This window comes from Burkholderia sp. MSMB1459WGS, assembly GCF_001534535.1.
Lineage (GTDB): Bacteria > Pseudomonadota > Gammaproteobacteria > Burkholderiales > Burkholderiaceae > Burkholderia.
Genome location: NZ_LPMU01000005.1, coordinates 54,823 through 71,216, shown reverse-complemented (window position 1 = coordinate 71,216; position 16,394 = coordinate 54,823). Strand labels below are relative to the sequence as shown.

The 16,394-nt window shown below is 68.7% G+C and carries 17 protein-coding genes; 9 read left to right on the top strand and 8 right to left on the bottom strand.

Features of this window, described 5'->3' with window-relative positions; translation table 11 throughout:
• Positions 1-126 precede the first annotated feature (126 nt).
• From fliS to WT97_RS01955, 5 genes are all read left to right on the top strand, one after another.
• Complete coding sequence (gene fliS, locus WT97_RS01975; protein ID WP_059500604.1) at positions 127-561, top strand: flagellar export chaperone FliS; 435 nt, start codon at positions 127-129, stop codon at positions 559-561.
• A complete protein-coding gene (locus WT97_RS01970) occupies positions 558-890 on the top strand; it encodes a flagellar protein FliT (RefSeq protein ID WP_059791037.1) in 333 nt (110 codons plus the stop codon). The genes fliS and WT97_RS01970 overlap by 4 nt, the downstream gene beginning before the upstream one ends.
• Before the next feature lie 153 nt (positions 891-1,043).
• Positions 1,044-2,384: a flagellar hook-length control protein FliK gene (locus tag WT97_RS01965; protein WP_060352715.1), complete on the top strand. Its 1,341-nt coding sequence runs from the start codon at positions 1,044-1,046 to the stop codon at positions 2,382-2,384.
• Positions 2,381-2,698 carry an EscU/YscU/HrcU family type III secretion system export apparatus switch protein gene (locus tag WT97_RS01960; RefSeq protein WP_060352714.1) on the top strand — a complete coding sequence of 106 codons (318 nt, stop codon included), beginning with the start codon at positions 2,381-2,383 and terminating at the stop codon, positions 2,696-2,698. The genes WT97_RS01965 and WT97_RS01960 overlap by 4 nt, the downstream gene beginning before the upstream one ends.
• Before the next feature lie 268 nt (positions 2,699-2,966).
• Complete coding sequence (locus WT97_RS01955; RefSeq protein WP_059500608.1) at positions 2,967-3,701, top strand: PepSY-associated TM helix domain-containing protein; 735 nt, start codon at positions 2,967-2,969, stop codon at positions 3,699-3,701.
• A 61-nt stretch (positions 3,702-3,762) separates the two neighbouring features.
• Here WT97_RS01955 and WT97_RS01950 read toward each other — a convergent pair whose 3' ends face one another.
• The 8 genes from WT97_RS01950 to WT97_RS01915 all read right to left on the bottom strand — a co-directional run bounded on the left by WT97_RS01950 (position 3,763) and on the right by WT97_RS01915 (position 11,816).
• Positions 3,763-4,788, bottom strand: a complete 1,026-nt coding sequence (locus WT97_RS01950; RefSeq protein WP_034208640.1) for an XdhC family protein — start codon at positions 4,786-4,788, stop codon at positions 3,763-3,765.
• A 257-nt stretch (positions 4,789-5,045) separates the two neighbouring features.
• Positions 5,046-6,452, bottom strand: coding sequence for an amino acid permease (locus WT97_RS01945; RefSeq protein WP_059500609.1), 1,407 nt, complete (start codon positions 6,450-6,452; stop codon positions 5,046-5,048).
• Positions 6,453-6,670: 218 nt separating this feature from the next.
• Complete coding sequence (gene rqpR / locus WT97_RS01940) at positions 6,671-7,327, bottom strand: response regulator transcription factor RqpR (RefSeq protein ID WP_059500610.1); 657 nt, start codon at positions 7,325-7,327, stop codon at positions 6,671-6,673.
• Positions 7,328-7,334: 7 nt separating this feature from the next.
• Entirely contained in the window at positions 7,335-8,150 is an 816-nt protein-coding gene (rqpS, locus tag WT97_RS01935) for a quorum system sensor histidine kinase RqpS (RefSeq protein WP_060352713.1), read from the bottom strand.
• Positions 8,151-8,565: 415 nt separating this feature from the next.
• Entirely contained in the window at positions 8,566-9,336 is a 771-nt protein-coding gene (locus WT97_RS01930; protein WP_059500612.1) for a ferredoxin--NADP reductase, read from the bottom strand.
• Between the two features lie 307 nt (positions 9,337-9,643).
• On the bottom strand, positions 9,644-10,459 hold the full coding sequence (locus tag WT97_RS01925) for an endonuclease/exonuclease/phosphatase family protein (RefSeq protein WP_034208635.1): 816 nt from the start codon (positions 10,457-10,459) through the stop codon (positions 9,644-9,646).
• A gap of 5 nt (positions 10,460-10,464) precedes the next feature.
• A complete protein-coding gene (locus WT97_RS01920) occupies positions 10,465-10,950 on the bottom strand; it encodes a hypothetical protein (RefSeq protein ID WP_060352712.1) in 486 nt (161 codons plus the stop codon).
• A 146-nt stretch (positions 10,951-11,096) separates the two neighbouring features.
• Positions 11,097-11,816: a nitroreductase gene (locus tag WT97_RS01915; protein WP_059500614.1), complete on the bottom strand. Its 720-nt coding sequence runs from the start codon at positions 11,814-11,816 to the stop codon at positions 11,097-11,099.
• Between the two features lie 249 nt (positions 11,817-12,065).
• On the opposite strand from WT97_RS01915, the gene WT97_RS01910 reads away from it, so the two are divergent.
• The 4 genes from WT97_RS01910 (at position 12,066) to WT97_RS01895 (ending at position 16,278) form a co-directional block, all read left to right on the top strand.
• Positions 12,066-13,046: an AAA family ATPase gene (locus tag WT97_RS01910; protein ID WP_034208632.1), complete on the top strand. Its 981-nt coding sequence runs from the start codon at positions 12,066-12,068 to the stop codon at positions 13,044-13,046.
• A 156-nt stretch (positions 13,047-13,202) separates the two neighbouring features.
• The gene (locus WT97_RS01905) at positions 13,203-14,312 is read left to right on the top strand and encodes an NAD(P)/FAD-dependent oxidoreductase (RefSeq protein ID WP_060352711.1); all 1,110 of its coding nucleotides are present in this window, start codon (positions 13,203-13,205) and stop codon (positions 14,310-14,312) included.
• Positions 14,313-14,468: 156 nt separating this feature from the next.
• The gene (locus tag WT97_RS01900) at positions 14,469-14,780 is read left to right on the top strand and encodes a high-potential iron-sulfur protein (protein ID WP_059500616.1); all 312 of its coding nucleotides are present in this window, start codon (positions 14,469-14,471) and stop codon (positions 14,778-14,780) included.
• Positions 14,781-14,970: 190 nt separating this feature from the next.
• A complete protein-coding gene (locus WT97_RS01895) occupies positions 14,971-16,278 on the top strand; it encodes an MFS transporter (RefSeq protein WP_034208629.1) in 1,308 nt (435 codons plus the stop codon).
• Positions 16,279-16,394 lie beyond the last annotated feature (116 nt).

Here is a 16,394-nt window from a genome sequence, read left to right as displayed (position 1 = left end):
TTGCCCGGCGGCAGCTCCAGCGCACCTAAAGCTTTTCAAATCCCTTCCGATAACTCCGGTGAAGGCCGCGCCGTGCGACGCACGGCGGCGGCTCCCGCATAGCCAAGGCAAATAAAGGAGAAGCGCATGTTTTCCCCAGGACACGCTGGAGCCAGTGCGTACGCGCGTGTCGGCGTCGAGACCGGGGTGATGGGCGCCTCCCCGCATCGACTGATCGCGATGCTGTACCAGGGGGCGCGGCAGGCAATCGCGCTGGCGCGCATGCATTTGCAGCAGGACAACGTAGCCGGGCGCGGCGAAGCGATCGGCAAGGCGATCCGGATCGTCGAGAGCGGCCTGCAGGCGTCGCTGAACCGCGACGCGGGCGGCGAGATCGCCGACCGGCTCGATGCGCTGTATGCGTATATCGGCCGGCGCTTGCTGGAAGCGAACGCGCAGGCGAGCGACGCGATGCTGGTCGAGGTCGACGGCTTGCTCGCGACGCTCGAGGAAGCGTGGACGGGCATCGCCCCGGAAGTCGCGCGGATGGCCGCGCAACAGGTAGCGGAAGCATCACGATGAATCACAAGGCCGAATACTTCGCGCGTTACGAGGCGCTTGCCGCCGTGTCGAGCCGGATGCTGTGCGCCGCGCGCGGCGCCGACTGGAACGCGTTGCCGGGGTTGCAGGCCGAATTCATGCAACTCGTGGACGGATTGAAAGAGGCCGATCCGGGCGTCGCGCTCGACGAATCGGATCTCGGCCGCAAGCTCGACCTGATCCGCCGCATCCTGGCCGACGACGCCGCGATCCGCGATCTCGCGAGCCCGGACGTCGCGCGGCTGTCCGCGCTGTTCGAGGCGCGGCGCTCGACCCAGGTATTGACCGATCTCTATCGCGCGCGCGGGTAGGGCCGTGTTCCGGGAGGCGGGCGCCCCGGCCCGGTTGCCGCACGTGGCGCGCGCCGTTCCTGCGGGCGGCGCCGGCGTGCCGCGCCGGATTCGCAACGATGTGTAGCGTCCGTTTGCATATGCAAACGGACCCAAGGTGAGCAGGTTCCGATCATGACCGGTATCGACTCCGTTGCGGCCGCGCTGCTGGCGAGCCGCCTCGACAGCTTGCTGACCGGCACCGTATCGGCGCCCGCCGGCGGCGGCGCGACCTCGCAGGTCGGCACGCCGGGGGCCGGCGCGTCGTCCTCGCCGCCGGCCGGCAGCCCGCCCGCCGCGCCGCCGGCTTCCACGCAGACCGCGCTGTCCGAGGTCGGGCGCACGCTCGACGCGATTTCGCGCTCGGGCGGCGATGCGACGCCGGCGATCGTCGGTCGGCTGCCGCTGCTGGCCGATCCTGCGGTGCTGCTCACCGATACGCCCATGCCGGCGCGCGTGTCGGCTGCGTCCGGTCCTGCGGCGTCCTCCACGCCGGCTTCGGCTGAAGCGTCGTCCGCTGCGGCGGCGCGCGAAACCGCCGTGCCGCCGCCGGTCGCGGCGTTGCGCGCGGCGCTCGCGCAGGCCGTGAGCGAAAGCGGCCTCTTCTACGAATCCCATCTCGCGCAGTGGCTGGCCGGCCAGCGTCCGCTCGCGGCGCTGCTGCGCGAACCGCAGGCGCGCCTCGCGACCGCGCTCGCGCCGGCCGACCCGGAAGCCGTTCCGCACGAGTCGACCGACGTGCTCGACGAGCTGCTCGCGCAGCGCCCGTCGCTGCCGGCCGCCGCGCGGGCGAGCGCGCCCCCGCCGGCCCAGGGCGGCGCGCCTGCGCGCGATCCCGCGCCGGCGGCCGCCCGGCAGAGCGCATCGTTGCCGCTCGACCCCGCCGATCCGCTGGCTGCACCCACCGATACGCGCTGGACGCCCGCGCGGGCCGAGCTGGCCGCCGCATCGTCCGAGCCGCAGGCGCAGCCGCTCGCGACCGTGCATCCGGCCGCCGTGCCGCTCGTTCGGCAGCAGCTCGACGCACTCGCGACCGATCAGTTTCGCTGGACCGGCGAGGCATGGCCGGGCGCGCGGCTCGACTGGACGATCGAACCCGACGAGCCGGGCCATCGCGCCCCGCGCGGCGACGACGACCCGGGCGACGGCATCGCGTGGCGCACGCGCCTGACGCTGACGCTGCCGTCGCTCGGCACGGTCGATGCCGAACTGGTGCTGAACGGCGCGCAGCTCGTCGCGCGGCTGCGCGCGAACCAGACGGGTGCGGACCGTCTCACGCGCCACGAAGCCGCGCTGCGGCAGCGGCTCGAAGGATCGGGGCTCAGGGTGGGCGGGCTGTCGATCCGCGCGGTCGACGACGGGCCGGACGGCTTCGACCTGTTCGCCGCGCAGGCCGCCGCCGCTGCATACGCGCGCGGCGCGGCCGGCGGCCCCGACGCGCGGGTGCCGGGCGACGATGACGAGGCGCTGCCATGAGCATGACGTCCCGCAAGCGCGCGGCCGCGCTCGTCTACGATCCGAAAGGCGGCGATGCTGCGCCGCGCGTGGTGGCGAAGGGCTACGGCGTGCTCGCCGAGATGATCGTCGCGCGCGCGCACGAGGCGGGGCTGTACGTGCATACGGCGCCGGAGATGGTGTCGCTGCTGATGCAGGTCGATCTCGACGACCGGATTCCGCCGCAGCTTTACCAGGCGGTCGCGGACCTGCTCGCGTGGCTGTACGCGCTCGATCGCGCCGACCCCGCGCCGGACGACACCGCGCCGCGTTTTCCGCTGCCGCCGTTGCGCTGAACGATCAGCCGACGGGCGGGTTCTTACGAACGGCTGTCCGTGGCTTGCGGGATCGTTCTGCCGGTATTTTCCGTCTATCGTTCGTCATCGGATTGCAACGCATGCCTTCTTCCGCATTTGCGCGTACACCGGACCTCCCGCTCCGTGCGCGTACGGATTGAGCCGGCTTGCGATTTATGTAATGATATCCATTCTCATTTTCATGCTGCCCGGGCGGCGCGCACATCTTGCGCGCCGCCCGTCGTTTTGAACGAATGGATACTTTCGCGTGAACGCGCCCGAAACGATCGACCCGCCCAAGACGGGCATGCCGCGCGCCGGCGTCACCGTGCTGCACCCGGCGGGCCGCCCGCTGACCGACGACGAACTGGCCGCGCGCCGCCAGCGCTCGCGCCGCGCGACCTTCATCAAGTGGCTGCGCAAGGTGCACGGCTGGGTCGGGCTGTGGGGCGCGGTGCTCGGGCTGCTGTTCGGCGTGACGGGCGTGCTGCTGAATCACCGCGCGCCGCCGCTGAAGATTTCGACCGGCGAGCCGCAGGTCGAGGAAATGCAGATCGCGCTGCCGGATCCGGTGCCGAAGACGCCCGCCGCGATGACGAAATGGCTGCAGCAGGAGCTGCATTTCGACGGCAAACCGGGCCGCATGCGCAAGGAGCCTGCGCAGGCCGTCGCGTGGGGCGACAAGCGCGTGATGCAGCCCGAGCACTGGCAATTCGGCGTGTTCGGGCCGCACCAGAACCTGCAGGGCGAGTACTGGGTCGGCAACGGCTACGTGTCCGTGAAACGTACGGGCAACACGTTCCTGACGACGCTGAACAACCTGCATCGCGGCGTCGGGATGAATCTCGGCTGGGTGCTGCTGATGGACACGATCGCAGGCTCGCTGATCCTGCTGTCGCTGACGGGCGTGCTGCTGTGGACCGAGCTGAACAAGCGCCGTACGGTCGGCGTCGTGCTGGTGGTCGGTTCGGTTGCCGCCGCGCTGGCGGCCGGCCTGAGCTGATCGACGTTCGCGCCGGCCGGCGCCGGCGCCCGGCGGGAGCGTTACCGCCCGCCGCCGCCGGTCAGAGGCCGCAGGCCGCGCCGCCGTTCGCCGCGATTTCGCGTGCGGCCTTCGCGCCTTCGACCTGCAGGATCGTCGGCAGCGACACGTTGTTCTTCGCGGCGGTGATCTCCGCAAGGATCGAGATCGCGATTTCCGGCGGCGTCCGGCTGCCGATGTAGATGCCGGCCGGCCCGTGCAGCCGGGCCAGCTCCGCTTCGCTCAGATCGAATTCGCGCAGCCGCTCGCGCCGCGCCGCGTTGTTGCGTCGCGAGCCGAGCGCGCCCACGTAGAACGCGGGTGTCTTCAGCGCTTCCATCAGCGCGAGATCGTCGAGCTTCGGGTCGTGCGTGAGCGCGATCACGGCCGAACGCGCATCGAGCTTCATGTCGAGCACCGTATCGTCGGGCATCGTGCGGACGACGCGCGTGCCCGGCACGTCCCACGCGTCCGTGTATTCCTCGCGCGGATCGCAGACCGTCACCTGGTAGTCGAGCCCGACCGCGATCTGGCACAGGTAGCGCGACAACTGTCCGGCGCCGATCACGAGCATCCGGTAGCGCGGCCCGTGGATCGTCACGAGCCGTTCGCCGTCGAAGGCGAGCCCGTCGGTCGCCTGCGCGGGCGACAGCGACGCGCGGCCGGTCGCGAGCGTCATCGTGCGCGTGACGAGGCGGCCGGCCTCGACTTCCGCGCACAGCGCGGCGATCCCGCTGTCGCGCGTGAGCGGTTCGAGCACGAGCTGGATCGTGCCGCCGCAAGGCAGGCCGAAGCGGTGCGCTTCCTCGGCCGTCACGCCGTACTTGAGCGCTTCCGGGCGCGCATCGGCCGCGATGCCGCTCGCATGCACGCGGGCGATCAGGTCGTCCTCGATGCACCCGCCGGACACGGAGCCGACCACCAGGCCGTCCTCGCGCACCGCGAGCATCGCGCCTTCGGGGCGCGGCGACGAGCCCCATGTCTTCACGACCGTCACAAGCAGCACGCGACGCCCTTCTTCGAGCCAGCGCGCGCTGGATTTCAGTACATCGAGATCGACGCTTTCCATCGTTTTTTCCTGTTGCCGGACGGCCCGTCGGGCGGCGCCGTCGTTCGATGGCGGGATTATGAACCGCCCGGCGCGCGCGTGCAGGCGGCGCGCCGGCCGGGCAGGCAAATCCGGAGAATCGGGCAAGAGATTGCGACGATCGGACAGCGATCGCGCGGTGGCCGAAGGTTCGGGAGAGACGGACGTGCGGAGCCGGTGCCGGCTCCGCGTGGGGTTCTCGTGATGGCGCACCGCAGAAGGCGCGCCATTACGGATGCTCAGTGCGCGTCGGGGTGGCCGTGCGCGAGCTTCGAATGGTGCCGCGAGTACAGCGCGTAGATCGCGAGGCCGATCACGAGCCAGATGCCGAACGCGGCCCACGTGACGGGCTGCAGGTTCAGCATCAGGAACAGGCACGACGCGACCGCGAGGATCGGCACCACGGGCACGCCCGGGCAGCGGAACGCGCGCGGCAGTTCGGGGTGCGTACGGCGCAGCACGAGCACGGCGATCGACACCATCGAGAACGCCGCGAGCGTGCCGATGTTGATCAGCTCGGCGAGCACGTTGAGCGGCACCAGCGCGGCGATCAGCCCGAAGAACAGGCCGACCAGCCAGGTCGTCAGGAACGGCGTCGCGAAGCGCGGATGCACACGCGACAGCGCCGCCGGCAGCAGGCCGTCGCGCGACATCGCGAAGATGATGCGGGTCTGGCCGTAGCTCATCACGAGGATCACGGTCAGCATGCCGAGCACGGCGCCGAGGTCGATGAAGCCTGCGACCCATTTCTCGCCGGCGATCTGCAGCGCGTACGAGATCGGGTGCGAGATGCTCGCGTACTGCGCGGACGGCACGATGCCGGTCGCGACCGCGGCGACCGTCACGTACAGCACCGCGCACACCGCGAGCGACGCGATGATGCCGATCGGCAGGTCGCGCTTCGGGTTCTTCACTTCCTCGGCCGCCGACGACACCGCGTCGAAGCCGATGAACGCGAAGAACATCACGGCGGCCGCGCCGAACACGCCGTTCCAGCCGTGCGGCATGAACGGTTTCCAGTTCGCGGGCGTCACGTGGAACAGGCCGACCGCGATCACGAGCAGCACGACCGAGACCTTGATGAACACCATGATGTTGTTGATGCGGGTCGATTCGCGGATGCCGATCGACAGCAGCGTCGTGATCACGATCATCACGAGGAACGCGGGCAGGTTGAACCACGTGACGACCCCCGGCACCGCGCCGGGCGCGGCGGTGAGCACGGTCGGCAGCGTGAGCCCGAAGCCTTGCAGCAGCGACTGCAGGTAGCCCGACCAGCCGACCGACACGGCCGACGACGCGAGGCCGTACTCGAGCATCAGGTCCCAGCCGATGATCCACGCGACGAGCTCGCCGAGCGTCGCGTACGAATACGTGTAGATCGAGCCGGCGACGGGGATCGTCGACGCGAACTCCGCGTACGACAGCGCGGCGAGGCCGCACGCGATCGCGGCGATCACGAACGACAGCATCAGCGCCGGCCCGGCCTGGACGGCGCCGGTGCCGGTCAGCACGAAGATGCCGGTGCCGATGATCGCGCCGATGCCGAGGAAGGTGAGGTCGATCGCGCCGAGCGCTTTCTTGAGCCCGGCGGCTTGCGCGCCGGCGATCATGCGATCGACGTTTTTCTTGCGGAAGAGAGACATTGCGGATGAATCGCCGGCACGCGCAGGCACGGCGCGCCAACTAAGTGAAAACCCATAATTTTAGCCGATTTGGCGTACAAGCCCCGCTGCGGCGCAGCGGGGCGCCGCGAAATCGTCCGATAAAACAAGCGTTTGTGCGCGAAACGGGTGCGGTCGAGCGCGGCGCGGCCTGCGCCGCGTCGCCGGATCGGACGAATTCGAGTGGGCCGGGGATCGGATCAGGCGCCGGCCGCGGGCGCCATGTCGACGAGCCGGTTGCTCATCACGTAGAACGTGAGTTCCGCGTTGTTCGACAGCCGCATCTTCTCGAGCAGCCGCGACCGGTACACGCTCACCGTTTTCACCGACAGCGACAGCGTGTTCGCGATATCGGTGAGCCGCTTGCCCGACGCGAGCATGCAGAGCGTCTGGTATTCGCGATCGGACAGCTTCTCGTGCGGCAGCGGCTCGTTCTCGAACGACACGTACTCGGCGAGCGCCTCGGCCATCGCGGGGCTCACGTACTTGCGGCCGGCCGCGACCTGCTGGATCGCGCCGATCATCTGCGCGGCGTTGACCGTCTTCGACAGGTAGCCGGCTGCGCCGGCCTTCAGCGCGCGCACCGCGTACTGGTCCTCGCGGTACATCGAGAACATCAGCACCGGCGTGCGCGTCAGCTTGCGCTTGAGGCGCTTGAGCACCTCGATGCCGTTCGTGTCGGGCAGCGAGATGTCGAGCAGGATCACGTCGAATTCCTGTTTGTCGACGGCGGCCATCGCGTCGCCGCCGCTCTCGGCCTCGGTCACGTCGCGCGCGACGCCGCGATCGATCAGCAACTGGCGGATCCCTTGCCGGACGATCGCGTGATCGTCCACGAGCAGGATGTTCAGGCTCATCGCGACCTCACGAAAGCGACGTGCGACGTGCTGCGCCGGACACCGCGAGCAGCGAAGCCCACGCGAAGCGCGCGGTGACGCGCGTGCCGCGCCCGGTTGCCGGCGTGGCCGTCTCGAAGCTACCGCCGAACGCCTCGCAGCGGGCGCGCATGCCGGCCAGGCCGTAGCCGTTGCGGCGGCACCGGGCGAAACCGGTCCCATCGTCGGCGACACTCAGCGACAGATGCGTGCCGTCGGTGACGATCCGGACGTCGACCGCCGTCGCGCGCGCGTGTTTCGCGACGTTCGACAGCGCCTCCTGCGCGACGCGGAACACCGCGAGCGCGCCTGCGCCGGCGAGCTGCGTCAGGCGTGCATCGGCCGCACACACGAAGCTCGTGCGCAGGCCGGTGCGCGCCGCATGCGTGTCGATCCACGACGCCAGCGCGCCGACCATGCCGGCGTCGAGCGCCGGCGCGGCGCGTTCGTCGATGAGCCGGCGATTCGCGTCGGTCGCGGCGTCGAGCGCCTGCTGCGCCAGCGTCAGTGCGCGCAGGCAGGCTTCCGGCGCATCGGCCGGCAGCCATGTTTGAACGTTTGCCAGCGCGAAGCGGGCGGCGGTCAATTCGGCGCCGAGCCCGTCGTGCAGCTCGCCGGCCAAATGGCGGCGGGCCGCTTCGTCGGCGGCGAGAAGCTGGGCGGAAAGTGCCGCGATCCGTGCGTCGGACGCGTCGCGTCCCGACGCTTCGTCGGCCATGGGCGGCGTAGCAGCGCAGCCGGGCATGCGCTGCCGCGACGGGAACGGGGCGTGGGCGCCCAAGGGCGCGTTAAGCGACGTATCCATGACTCTCCCTGCTGTCAGAAAGCGGTTCAGACACCGGCTGGCTGCGTGGGCTGGCTGCCGTTTCGACGACGGTCGCCGCCACGGAGTCGCTCCATGCCGAGGTAACAAAAGTTACATCTTGTAACACTTGCATCCGACCCTTCCACGCTCATCCGAACGGCAACCACGCGCGCCGAATAATATCTCAAAATTTCCGAAAAGGTCATGTCAGGCGGTCATTTAAGGGTAAATGTGAATAATCGGAATGAAGGTGTTGTAGGAAAAACACTGACACCCGACCACCCCACGATGACGTATCAAAATGTAACTATTTGAGATGGAATGGTCCCAGTTTGTTACGAATTCGCCAAGTAGGGACGAAAAAAAACCGGAGCTTTCGCTCCGGTTCTTGATGACGCGCAAATTGGGGGATCGATCAGTCCACGAACGCGCGCTCGATCACGTAGTGGCCCGGCGCGCTGTTCTTGCCTTCGACGAGGCCGGCCTGCTTCAGCAGGTCGGTCGTGTCCTTCAGCATCGCGGTGCTGCCGCACAGCATCACGCGGTCGTTTTCCGGCGAGAACGCCGGCACGCCGAGATCCGTGAACAGCTTGCCCGTTGCGATCAGGTCGGTGATCCGGCCTTCGTTGTCGAACGCTTCGCGCGTGACCGTCGGATAGTAGACGAGCTTTTCCTTGATGATGTCGCCCAGGTACTCATGGCCGGGCAGATCGTGCTTGATGTAGTCCATGTACGCGAGCTCGCCCTTCAGGCGGCACGTGTGGGTCAGGATCACCTTATCGAAGCGGTCGTAGATGTCCGGATCGCGGATGATCGACATGAACGGCGCGAGGCCCGTGCCCGTCGACAGCATCCACAGCGTCTTGCCCGGCAGCAGGTTGTCGGCCACCAGCGTGCCCGTCGGCTTCTTGCCGATCAGCACCTTGTCGCCCACCTTCAGGTGTTGCAGGCGCGACGTCAGCGGGCCGTTCTGCACCTTGATGCTGAAGAATTCGAGATGCTCTTCGTAGTTCGGGCTGACGATCGAGTAGGCGCGCGCGAGCGGCTTGCCGTCGACTTCGAGGCCGACCATCGTGAATTCGCCGTTGTTGAAGCGCAGGCTCGCCTCACGGGTGCAGGTGAAGCTGAAAAGCGTGTCGGTCCAGTGATGGACGGATTGGACGGTGGCGGTGTCGTATTTGCTCATGGCTTTGAAAACGGACGCGCGTGGCGAACGCGTGTAACGGGCCCAAAAACGGGCAAAAAACCGAGTGCGACGGCCCGATCGCGGATCGGCCGGCCGGCGCGTCGGACACGCGCCTTCTCGATGACAGACGTTTGAGGAACTCGTTATTTTACCCTGTTGACGCGGATCGCGGGCTTGACCCCCGCGGCCGCGCGGATTTGGCGCAACATATCCTTTCAACGAACTTTCATCGATCGGCCGCCCGTTTCGCGCCGAGGCCGGCGCATTCCGGCGGCGCCGTGACCGGCGGCGCGCCCGACCGGGCAACTTACTGCGGATCGAGGCGCAGGCGCGCGATGTACGGCAGGTGGTCCGACAGCCATGCGGCCTCGCCGGACGGCGCGCGCCATTCGAGCGGCGTCAGGCCGCGCACGAACATCTTGTCGAGCGCGAGCGCCGGCGAGAACGCCGGAAACGTGCGGCCCGATTCGCCGAGCAGCGTCGCGACCTCGGACAGCCCGATCTCGCCGAACAGCGCGACCGAATCGTTGCGCCAGTCGTTGAAGTCGCCGGCGAGCATCAGCGGGCCGTCGCCCGCGTTGCGCACGATCCAGTGCGCGATCCAGTGCATCTGGCGCAGCCGCGCGGCGCGCGTGAGCGCGAGATGCGCGCACAGCAGCGTGACCGGGCGTGCGCCCGCGAGCGTCGCGCGCGCGACCAGCAGCCCGCGCCGCTCGAAGCGGTGCGCGGAGATGTCCCAGCGGCCGCCGAGGTCGAGCGGATGCGGCGACAGGATCGCATTGCCGTGCCGCCACGACGGCTTGAACACGTTGGGCCCGAGCGCGATCTGCCAGTCGAGCGCCTGCGCGATCTCGGTGGCCTGGCAATGCCACACGTCGTCGACCGCGTCGTCCATCGGCGCGCCGAAGCCCGGGGCGAGCATCGGGCGCGGCATGCGGCGCGCCATCGCTTCCTGCAGGAAATACACGTCGGCGTGCGTCGACTGCATCCAGTCGCGCATCGCGTTCCACGCGGTGAAGCCGAGCGGCGAGCGGCCCTTGTGCAGATTCCAGCTGACGGCGGTGATTTCGTCGGGCGCGGCGTGCGGTTCGGCGAACGGCAGCGAGAGGGCGTCGGCGGACATGACGCTCAATCCTTCGCGACGTGCGCGCGCACGCGGTAGACGAGATGCGGATGCTGCTCGACGAGCGTCCAGTCGGTCCAGGCGTCGCCGCCGACCGACAGGCCGGGGTGGCTCGCGACGATTTGCCGCGGCGACGCGGGCAAGCACGGATCGCCGCGCGCGTTTTCGTCGTCGAGCGTTTCCTGCACGTCGAGCCCGAGCGACACCGTGTTCGCGCTGGCATCGACGGCGAGCGGGGCGACCGACACCGAGCGCGCGCGCTCGGTCGGCACGACGCGCGCGGCATTGCCGCAGCCCACCGGCACGGCGGCCGGATAGCGATGGGTATCGGTGCGGGACTGGCCCACGGTGGTGTTTTGCTGGAACGTGTCGATCGTCTGACCGTCGCGCACCACCTGGATTTCCCATGCGACGACGGCGGGCGCGGGGCTCTGCGCATGGGCGGCGAGCACGACGCTCGCAAGCAGGACGGCCAGGCCGTGTTTCAGCATGAAACGTCTCCGGAAACGCGGGATAGCGGGGAACGGACGCACATCTTACGCCCGATCGATTTCGGTCGCGATGTGACGGGAGGTGCCGCGGCAGGTTCGCAGCACGATGCGGTCCTGCTCGACAGGTAAGGCCGCGTCATGCGTTTTCAAGCGAAAAAGCGCGTGAATTCGGCGACGCTCGCGCGCTCGGTGACGAGACGGTTCTCGATCGCGTCGGGGTCCGCATGGCCGAGCGCCATCCCGCAGACGAACTGTTCGTTCGGCGGAATGCCGAGGTGGTCGGCGACGATCCGGTGAAACGGCACGAACGCGGCCTGCGGGCAGGTATCGAGGCCGCGGGCGCGCGCGGCCGTCATCACGCCTTGCAGGAACATCCCGCAATCGAGCCACGCGCCGCGTGTCATGACCCGGTCCAGCGTGAAGAACAGCGCGACCGGCGCATCGAAGAAACGGAAATTGCGTGCGTGCTGCGCGTGCATGCGCGCCTTCTCGTCGCGGCGAATGTTCAACAGGCCGTACAGATCCCAGCCGACCTTGCGGCGCCGGTCGATATACGGCGACACCCATTCGCGCGGGTAGTAGTCGTATTCGGCAACGTATTTCTCGTCGCGCGCCGGATCGTCGTAGGCCGCGGTGAGCGCGGCGGCGAGCGCGTCGCGCGTGGCGCCCGTCGCGACGTACACGCGCCATGGCTGGATGTTGGTGCCCGACGGCGCGCGGCTCGCGGCTTCGAGGATCGCCTCGATCGTTTCGCGCGGCACGGGCGTCGGCAGGAACGCACGGACCGAACGACGCGACTTGAGCGCGGCGTCGACGGAACGGATCGCGTCGGCGTCGACGCGCGGAGAAGCAGCGGGGATGGACATCGGCAACCCTTCGGGCGAGGCGTCGGGCGAGGTGCGCAGCAGCGTGTGCGCGGCGCGCGGACGCCGTCGGCGAGCCCGGCGCGAGCCTCGTGAACTTTCGATCATACGCCGCGGCGCGCGGCCCTGCAGCGTGCGCGCGCTGTTAGCAGCAGACGCACCCGGCTGCTTGCTTGCATGGCGATGCGGGATCGCTACACTGAAATCGTAAGGGTCTGATGAGTATGTGACGGCAAGTGCAGCGAGGTAGGTATGACGACGGCGATGGTGAAACAGGAACTGGCGGTGGCGTCCTTCAGCACGGTGTACGACCTCGAGCAGGTCGAGACGGCGCTGGGCGACCTGAACGAGAGCGCAAGCGACGCACTGCGCTCGACCTACGAGAAGATGCTCAAGACGGGGAATCTGCGTTTCTGCGTGAAGCCGAACCGGATGCCGTCGTTCGACGCGCTCGGCGAAGCGTTGCCGAATTTCGGCGAGCCGCTCGATGACGTACGCAAGCAGATCGCGCTGTGTCTCGAAACGGACGACCGGCTCGAACTGATGCCGATCCTGCTGCTCGGGCCGCCCGGGATCGGCAAGACGCATTTCGCGAAGGCGCTCGCGCAGCTGCTCGGCACCGCGTACCACTACGTGCCGATGAGTTCACTGACGGCGGGCTGGATCCTGTCGGGTGCATCGTCGCAATGGAAGAACGCGAAGCCCGGCAAGGTGTTCGACGCGCTCGTGAACGGCAGCTACGCGAACCCGGTGATCGCGGTCGACGAAATCGACAAGGCCGGCAGCGATGCGCAATACGATCCGCTCGGCGCGCTGTATGCGTTGCTCGAGCACGACACCGCGCGCGCGTTCGTCGACGAATTCGCGGAAGTGCCGATCAACGCGGGCAACGTGATCTGGATCGCGACCGCGAACGACGCGCACGCGATTCCCGAGCCGCTGCTCAACCGGATGAACGTGTACGAGATCGCGCCGCCCGATGCGGCCGGCGCGCGCCGGATCGCGCAGACGATCTACGACGAGATCCGCACGTCGCATGCGTGGGGGCGGCGCTTTCCCGATACGCTCGGCGACGACGCGCTCGACGTGCTGGCCGCGACACCGCCGCGCACGATGCGCCGCGCGCTGCTGCACGCGTTCGGCGCCGCGCGGCTCGACGGCCGCGACGCGATCGCGCCGGCCGACATCCGCGCCGACGAAGGCGCGGCGAAGCGCCGGCCGATCGGCTTCTGACGCGGCCACGCGCGCACGGCTGCGGCGTGCGCGCGTGGCATTCGTTGCGCGGTCGGCCGCATCGTCGCGCCACGATGCGCGCGCGTTCGGCAAGCGGGCGAACCGGGACGTACAATTCCCCTCTCTCCCTTCGACGCGCGAGCAGCGCGAAAAGCCATGGAGCAGACGGATTGTGTCGTGATCGGCGCGGGTGTCGTCGGTCTGGCGATCGCGCGCGAACTCGCCGCGCGCGGGCGTGAAACGATCGTGCTCGAGGCGGCCGACGCGATCGGCACGAGCACGAGTTCGCGCAACAGCGAGGTGATTCACGCGGGGCTCTACTATCCGCGCGGGTCGCTGAAGGCGGTGACGTGCGTGCACGGGCGCGACCTGCTGTACGAATTCTGCGACACCCATCACGTGCCGCACCGGCGCACGGGCAAGTTGCTCGTCGCGACGAGTGCCGCGCAGGTGAAGCAGTTGAAGGCGATCGCCGCGCGCGCGGCCGAAAACGGCGTACTCGACCTGCTGCCGCTCACGCGCGCCGAGGCGCAGACGCTCGAGCCCGCGCTCGAATGCGTGGAGGCACTGTTCTCGCCGTCGACGGGCATCGTCGACAGCCACCAGCTGATGCTCGCGCTGCTCGGCGATGCGGAGCGCGACGGCGCCGTGTGCGCGCTGCAATCGCCGGTCGAAGCGATCGACGTGCTGCGCGGCGGGCGCTTCATCGTGCGCACCGGCGGCGCCGCGCCGGCCGAGATCGACGCCACCTGCGTGATCAACAGCGCGGGCCTCGGCGCGCAGGCGCTCGCGCGCCGCACGCGCGGCCTCGATCCGCGCTGGGTGCCGCCGCTCTACCTCGCGCGCGGAAATTATTTCAGCCTGTCGCGCCGTGCGCCGTTCTCGCACCTGATCTATCCGATGCCCGATCGCGCGGGGCTCGGCGTGCACCTGACGCTCGATCTCGGCGGGCAGGCGCGCTTCGGCCCGGACGTCGAGTGGTGCGATTCGTTGCGCTACGAAGTCGATCCGGCGCGCGCGGGCGCGTTCTACGCGTCGATTCGCGCATTCTGGCCAGGCCTGCCCGACGATGCGCTGCAGCCGGCGTACGCGGGCATCCGGCCGAAGGTCGCGGGGCCCGGCGAGCCGCCGGCCGACTTCATCGTGCAGGGCGCCGCGCAGCACGGCGTGCGCGGGCTCGTAAACCTGTTCGGCATCGAGTCGCCGGGGCTCACCGCCGCGCTCGCGCTCGCGCAGCGCGTCGGCGACATGGTGTCGCGCACGTGACGCACGGCCCGCCGCCGCGCGGGCCGGCCGGATGAGCCCGTGTGAAATCCCTTATCTCCGGCATTTCGGCGCGCACATTTATCCGCTTGGGCGTTATTCTGTCGTACGCCGTCGCCAGAACGGCTTTCAAACCGATAACGTTGGAGCGAGTCCCCCATGAAAACATCCCGTCGGAGTTTCCTGATTACGAGCATTGGCGCCGTGTCCGCGCTGGCGCTGTCGCGCGAAGCGCTGGCCGATGCGCCGATGCTGTCGGAAACCGATCCGACCGCGACGGCGCTCGGCTACAAGGCCGATGCCACGAAGGTCGACAAGACGAAGTACCCGAAATACGCAGCGGGCCAGGATTGCGCGGCCTGCATGCTGTACCAGGGCAAGAAGGGCTCGGCTGCGGGCCCGTGCGGCGCGTTCCCCGGCAAGCAGGTGTCGGCGAAGGGCTGGTGCAGCGCTTTCTCGAAGATGGGTTGAGGCCCGTGCGGCGTCGTGCGATGCCGCATTGTGGCGAAAACCGCAACACGCTCGCTGTCGTTCGATGGCGGGCGTTTTTTATTGCTTGAAAACGGTTCCGCCGCTTTCTACACTCGCTGCACACCAGCGCGCCGCGGCACCGCGCGCGCCGAACCGCCCGACACGGCGTATCCACGAGGACGAGGCACGCATGGCGACGATTGCGAATTCAACGAAAGCGACCCGGCCCGAGCGTGCGCTGAACCGGCGCGCGGTGGTGGCCGCCGTGATCGGCAATGCGCTCGAGTGGTACGACTTCACGGTGTTCGGCTTCATGACGGTCGTGATCGCCGAGCTGTTCTTCCCGACCACCAGCGAATACTCGTCGCTGCTGCTCACCACCGCGACGTTCGGCGTCGCGTTCTTCATGCGCCCGATCGGCGGCATCGTGTTCGGGCTGTACGCGGACCGCGCGGGCCGCAAGGCCGCGCTGTCGCTCGTGATCCTGTTGATGACGGCCGGCATCTTCCTGCTCGCGATCGCGCCGCCCTATGCGGCGATCGGCATCGGCGGGCCGCTCCTGATCGTGCTCGGCCGCCTGCTGCAGGGCTTTTCCGCGGGCGGCGAGTTCGGCAGCGCGACGGCGCTGCTGATCGAAGCCGCGCCGTTCTCGAAACGCGGTTTCTACGGCAGCTGGCAGATGGCGAGCCAGGCGGCCGCGCTGCTGATCGGCGCGCTCGTCGGCGCGGCCGTCACGCGCGGGCTGTCGCACGACGCGCTGCGCAGCTGGGGCTGGCGCGTGCCGTTCATCCTCGGGCTCGTGATCGGCCCGATCGGCTTCTACATCCGCCGCCATCTCGCGGATTCCGAAGCATTCCTGCATGCGCAGCAAAGTGCGCGCCGCGCGACGCTCGGCGAAGTGTTCACGCGCCACCCGCGCGAGGTGCTGTGCGGGCTCGGCTCGGTGATCGCGCTCACGGTGACGATCTACGTGCTGATCAGCTATCTGCCGACCTTCGCGGTGAAGCAACTGAAGCTGCCTTATGCGGAATCGTTCTACGCGGTGATCGTCGGCAACCTGCTGCTGATGGTGCTGTCGCCGGTCGCGGGCGCGTGGTCGGACCGCATCGGCCGAAAAGGGCTGTCGCTGTGGTCGCTCGTGCTGACGCTCGCGCTGATGTATCCGCTGTTCGCGTGGCTCGACGCGGCGCCGAGCATCGGGCGGCTGATCGCGGTACAGGCCGTGCTGTCGGTGACGCTCGCGGGCTACTACGGGCCGTTCGGCGCGATGATCGCCGAACTCTTTCCGGCCAACGTGCGCTCGACCGGGCTGTCGATCGCGTACAACGTCGCGGTGATGCTGTTCGGCGGCTTCGGCCAGTTCATCGTCACGTGGCTGATCAAGGTCACGGGCACACCGCTCGCGCCGACCTACTACGTGATGGCGGGGCTCGCGCTGTCGATCGTCGCGGTCGCGTTCGTGCCCGCGCGCAGCGCCGATCTCGATGCGCCGGCGTGACGACATGACGATTCGAAGACGGTCATCGCATCGTTTCGCAAAACGCAATGATGTGCTGCGGAACGCGGGGGAAACGGTGCGTCGCCCCCTTCGTGTTCGCACCCGAATTGTTTAGT

What these genes read in the sequence shown, in the direction of transcription:
- fliS (WP_059500604.1), top strand. Translation starts at nt 127, where the DNA reads ATGTTTTCCCCAGGACACGCTGGAGCCAGTGCGTACGCGCGTGTCGGC.
- WT97_RS01970 (WP_059791037.1), top strand. Translation starts at nt 558, where the DNA reads ATGAATCACAAGGCCGAATACTTCGCGCGTTACGAGGCGCTTGCCGCC.
- WT97_RS01965 (WP_060352715.1), top strand. Translation starts at nt 1,044, where the DNA reads ATGACCGGTATCGACTCCGTTGCGGCCGCGCTGCTGGCGAGCCGCCTC.
- WT97_RS01960 (WP_060352714.1), top strand. Translation starts at nt 2,381, where the DNA reads ATGAGCATGACGTCCCGCAAGCGCGCGGCCGCGCTCGTCTACGATCCG.
- WT97_RS01950 (WP_034208640.1), bottom strand. Translation starts at nt 4,788, where the DNA reads ATGGAAAGCGTCGATCTCGATGTACTGAAATCCAGCGCGCGCTGGCTC.
- WT97_RS01945 (WP_059500609.1), bottom strand. Translation starts at nt 6,452, where the DNA reads ATGTCTCTCTTCCGCAAGAAAAACGTCGATCGCATGATCGCCGGCGCG.
- rqpR (WP_059500610.1), bottom strand. Translation starts at nt 7,327, where the DNA reads ATGAGCCTGAACATCCTGCTCGTGGACGATCACGCGATCGTCCGGCAA.
- rqpS (WP_060352713.1), bottom strand. Translation starts at nt 8,150, where the DNA reads ATGGATACGTCGCTTAACGCGCCCTTGGGCGCCCACGCCCCGTTCCCG.
- WT97_RS01930 (WP_059500612.1), bottom strand. Translation starts at nt 9,336, where the DNA reads ATGAGCAAATACGACACCGCCACCGTCCAATCCGTCCATCACTGGACC.
- WT97_RS01925 (WP_034208635.1), bottom strand. Translation starts at nt 10,459, where the DNA reads ATGTCCGCCGACGCCCTCTCGCTGCCGTTCGCCGAACCGCACGCCGCG.
- WT97_RS01920 (WP_060352712.1), bottom strand. Translation starts at nt 10,950, where the DNA reads ATGCTGAAACACGGCCTGGCCGTCCTGCTTGCGAGCGTCGTGCTCGCC.
- WT97_RS01915 (WP_059500614.1), bottom strand. Translation starts at nt 11,816, where the DNA reads ATGTCCATCCCCGCTGCTTCTCCGCGCGTCGACGCCGACGCGATCCGT.
- WT97_RS01910 (WP_034208632.1), top strand. Translation starts at nt 12,066, where the DNA reads ATGACGACGGCGATGGTGAAACAGGAACTGGCGGTGGCGTCCTTCAGC.
- WT97_RS01905 (WP_060352711.1), top strand. Translation starts at nt 13,203, where the DNA reads ATGGAGCAGACGGATTGTGTCGTGATCGGCGCGGGTGTCGTCGGTCTG.
- WT97_RS01900 (WP_059500616.1), top strand. Translation starts at nt 14,469, where the DNA reads ATGAAAACATCCCGTCGGAGTTTCCTGATTACGAGCATTGGCGCCGTG.
- WT97_RS01895 (WP_034208629.1), top strand. Translation starts at nt 14,971, where the DNA reads ATGGCGACGATTGCGAATTCAACGAAAGCGACCCGGCCCGAGCGTGCG.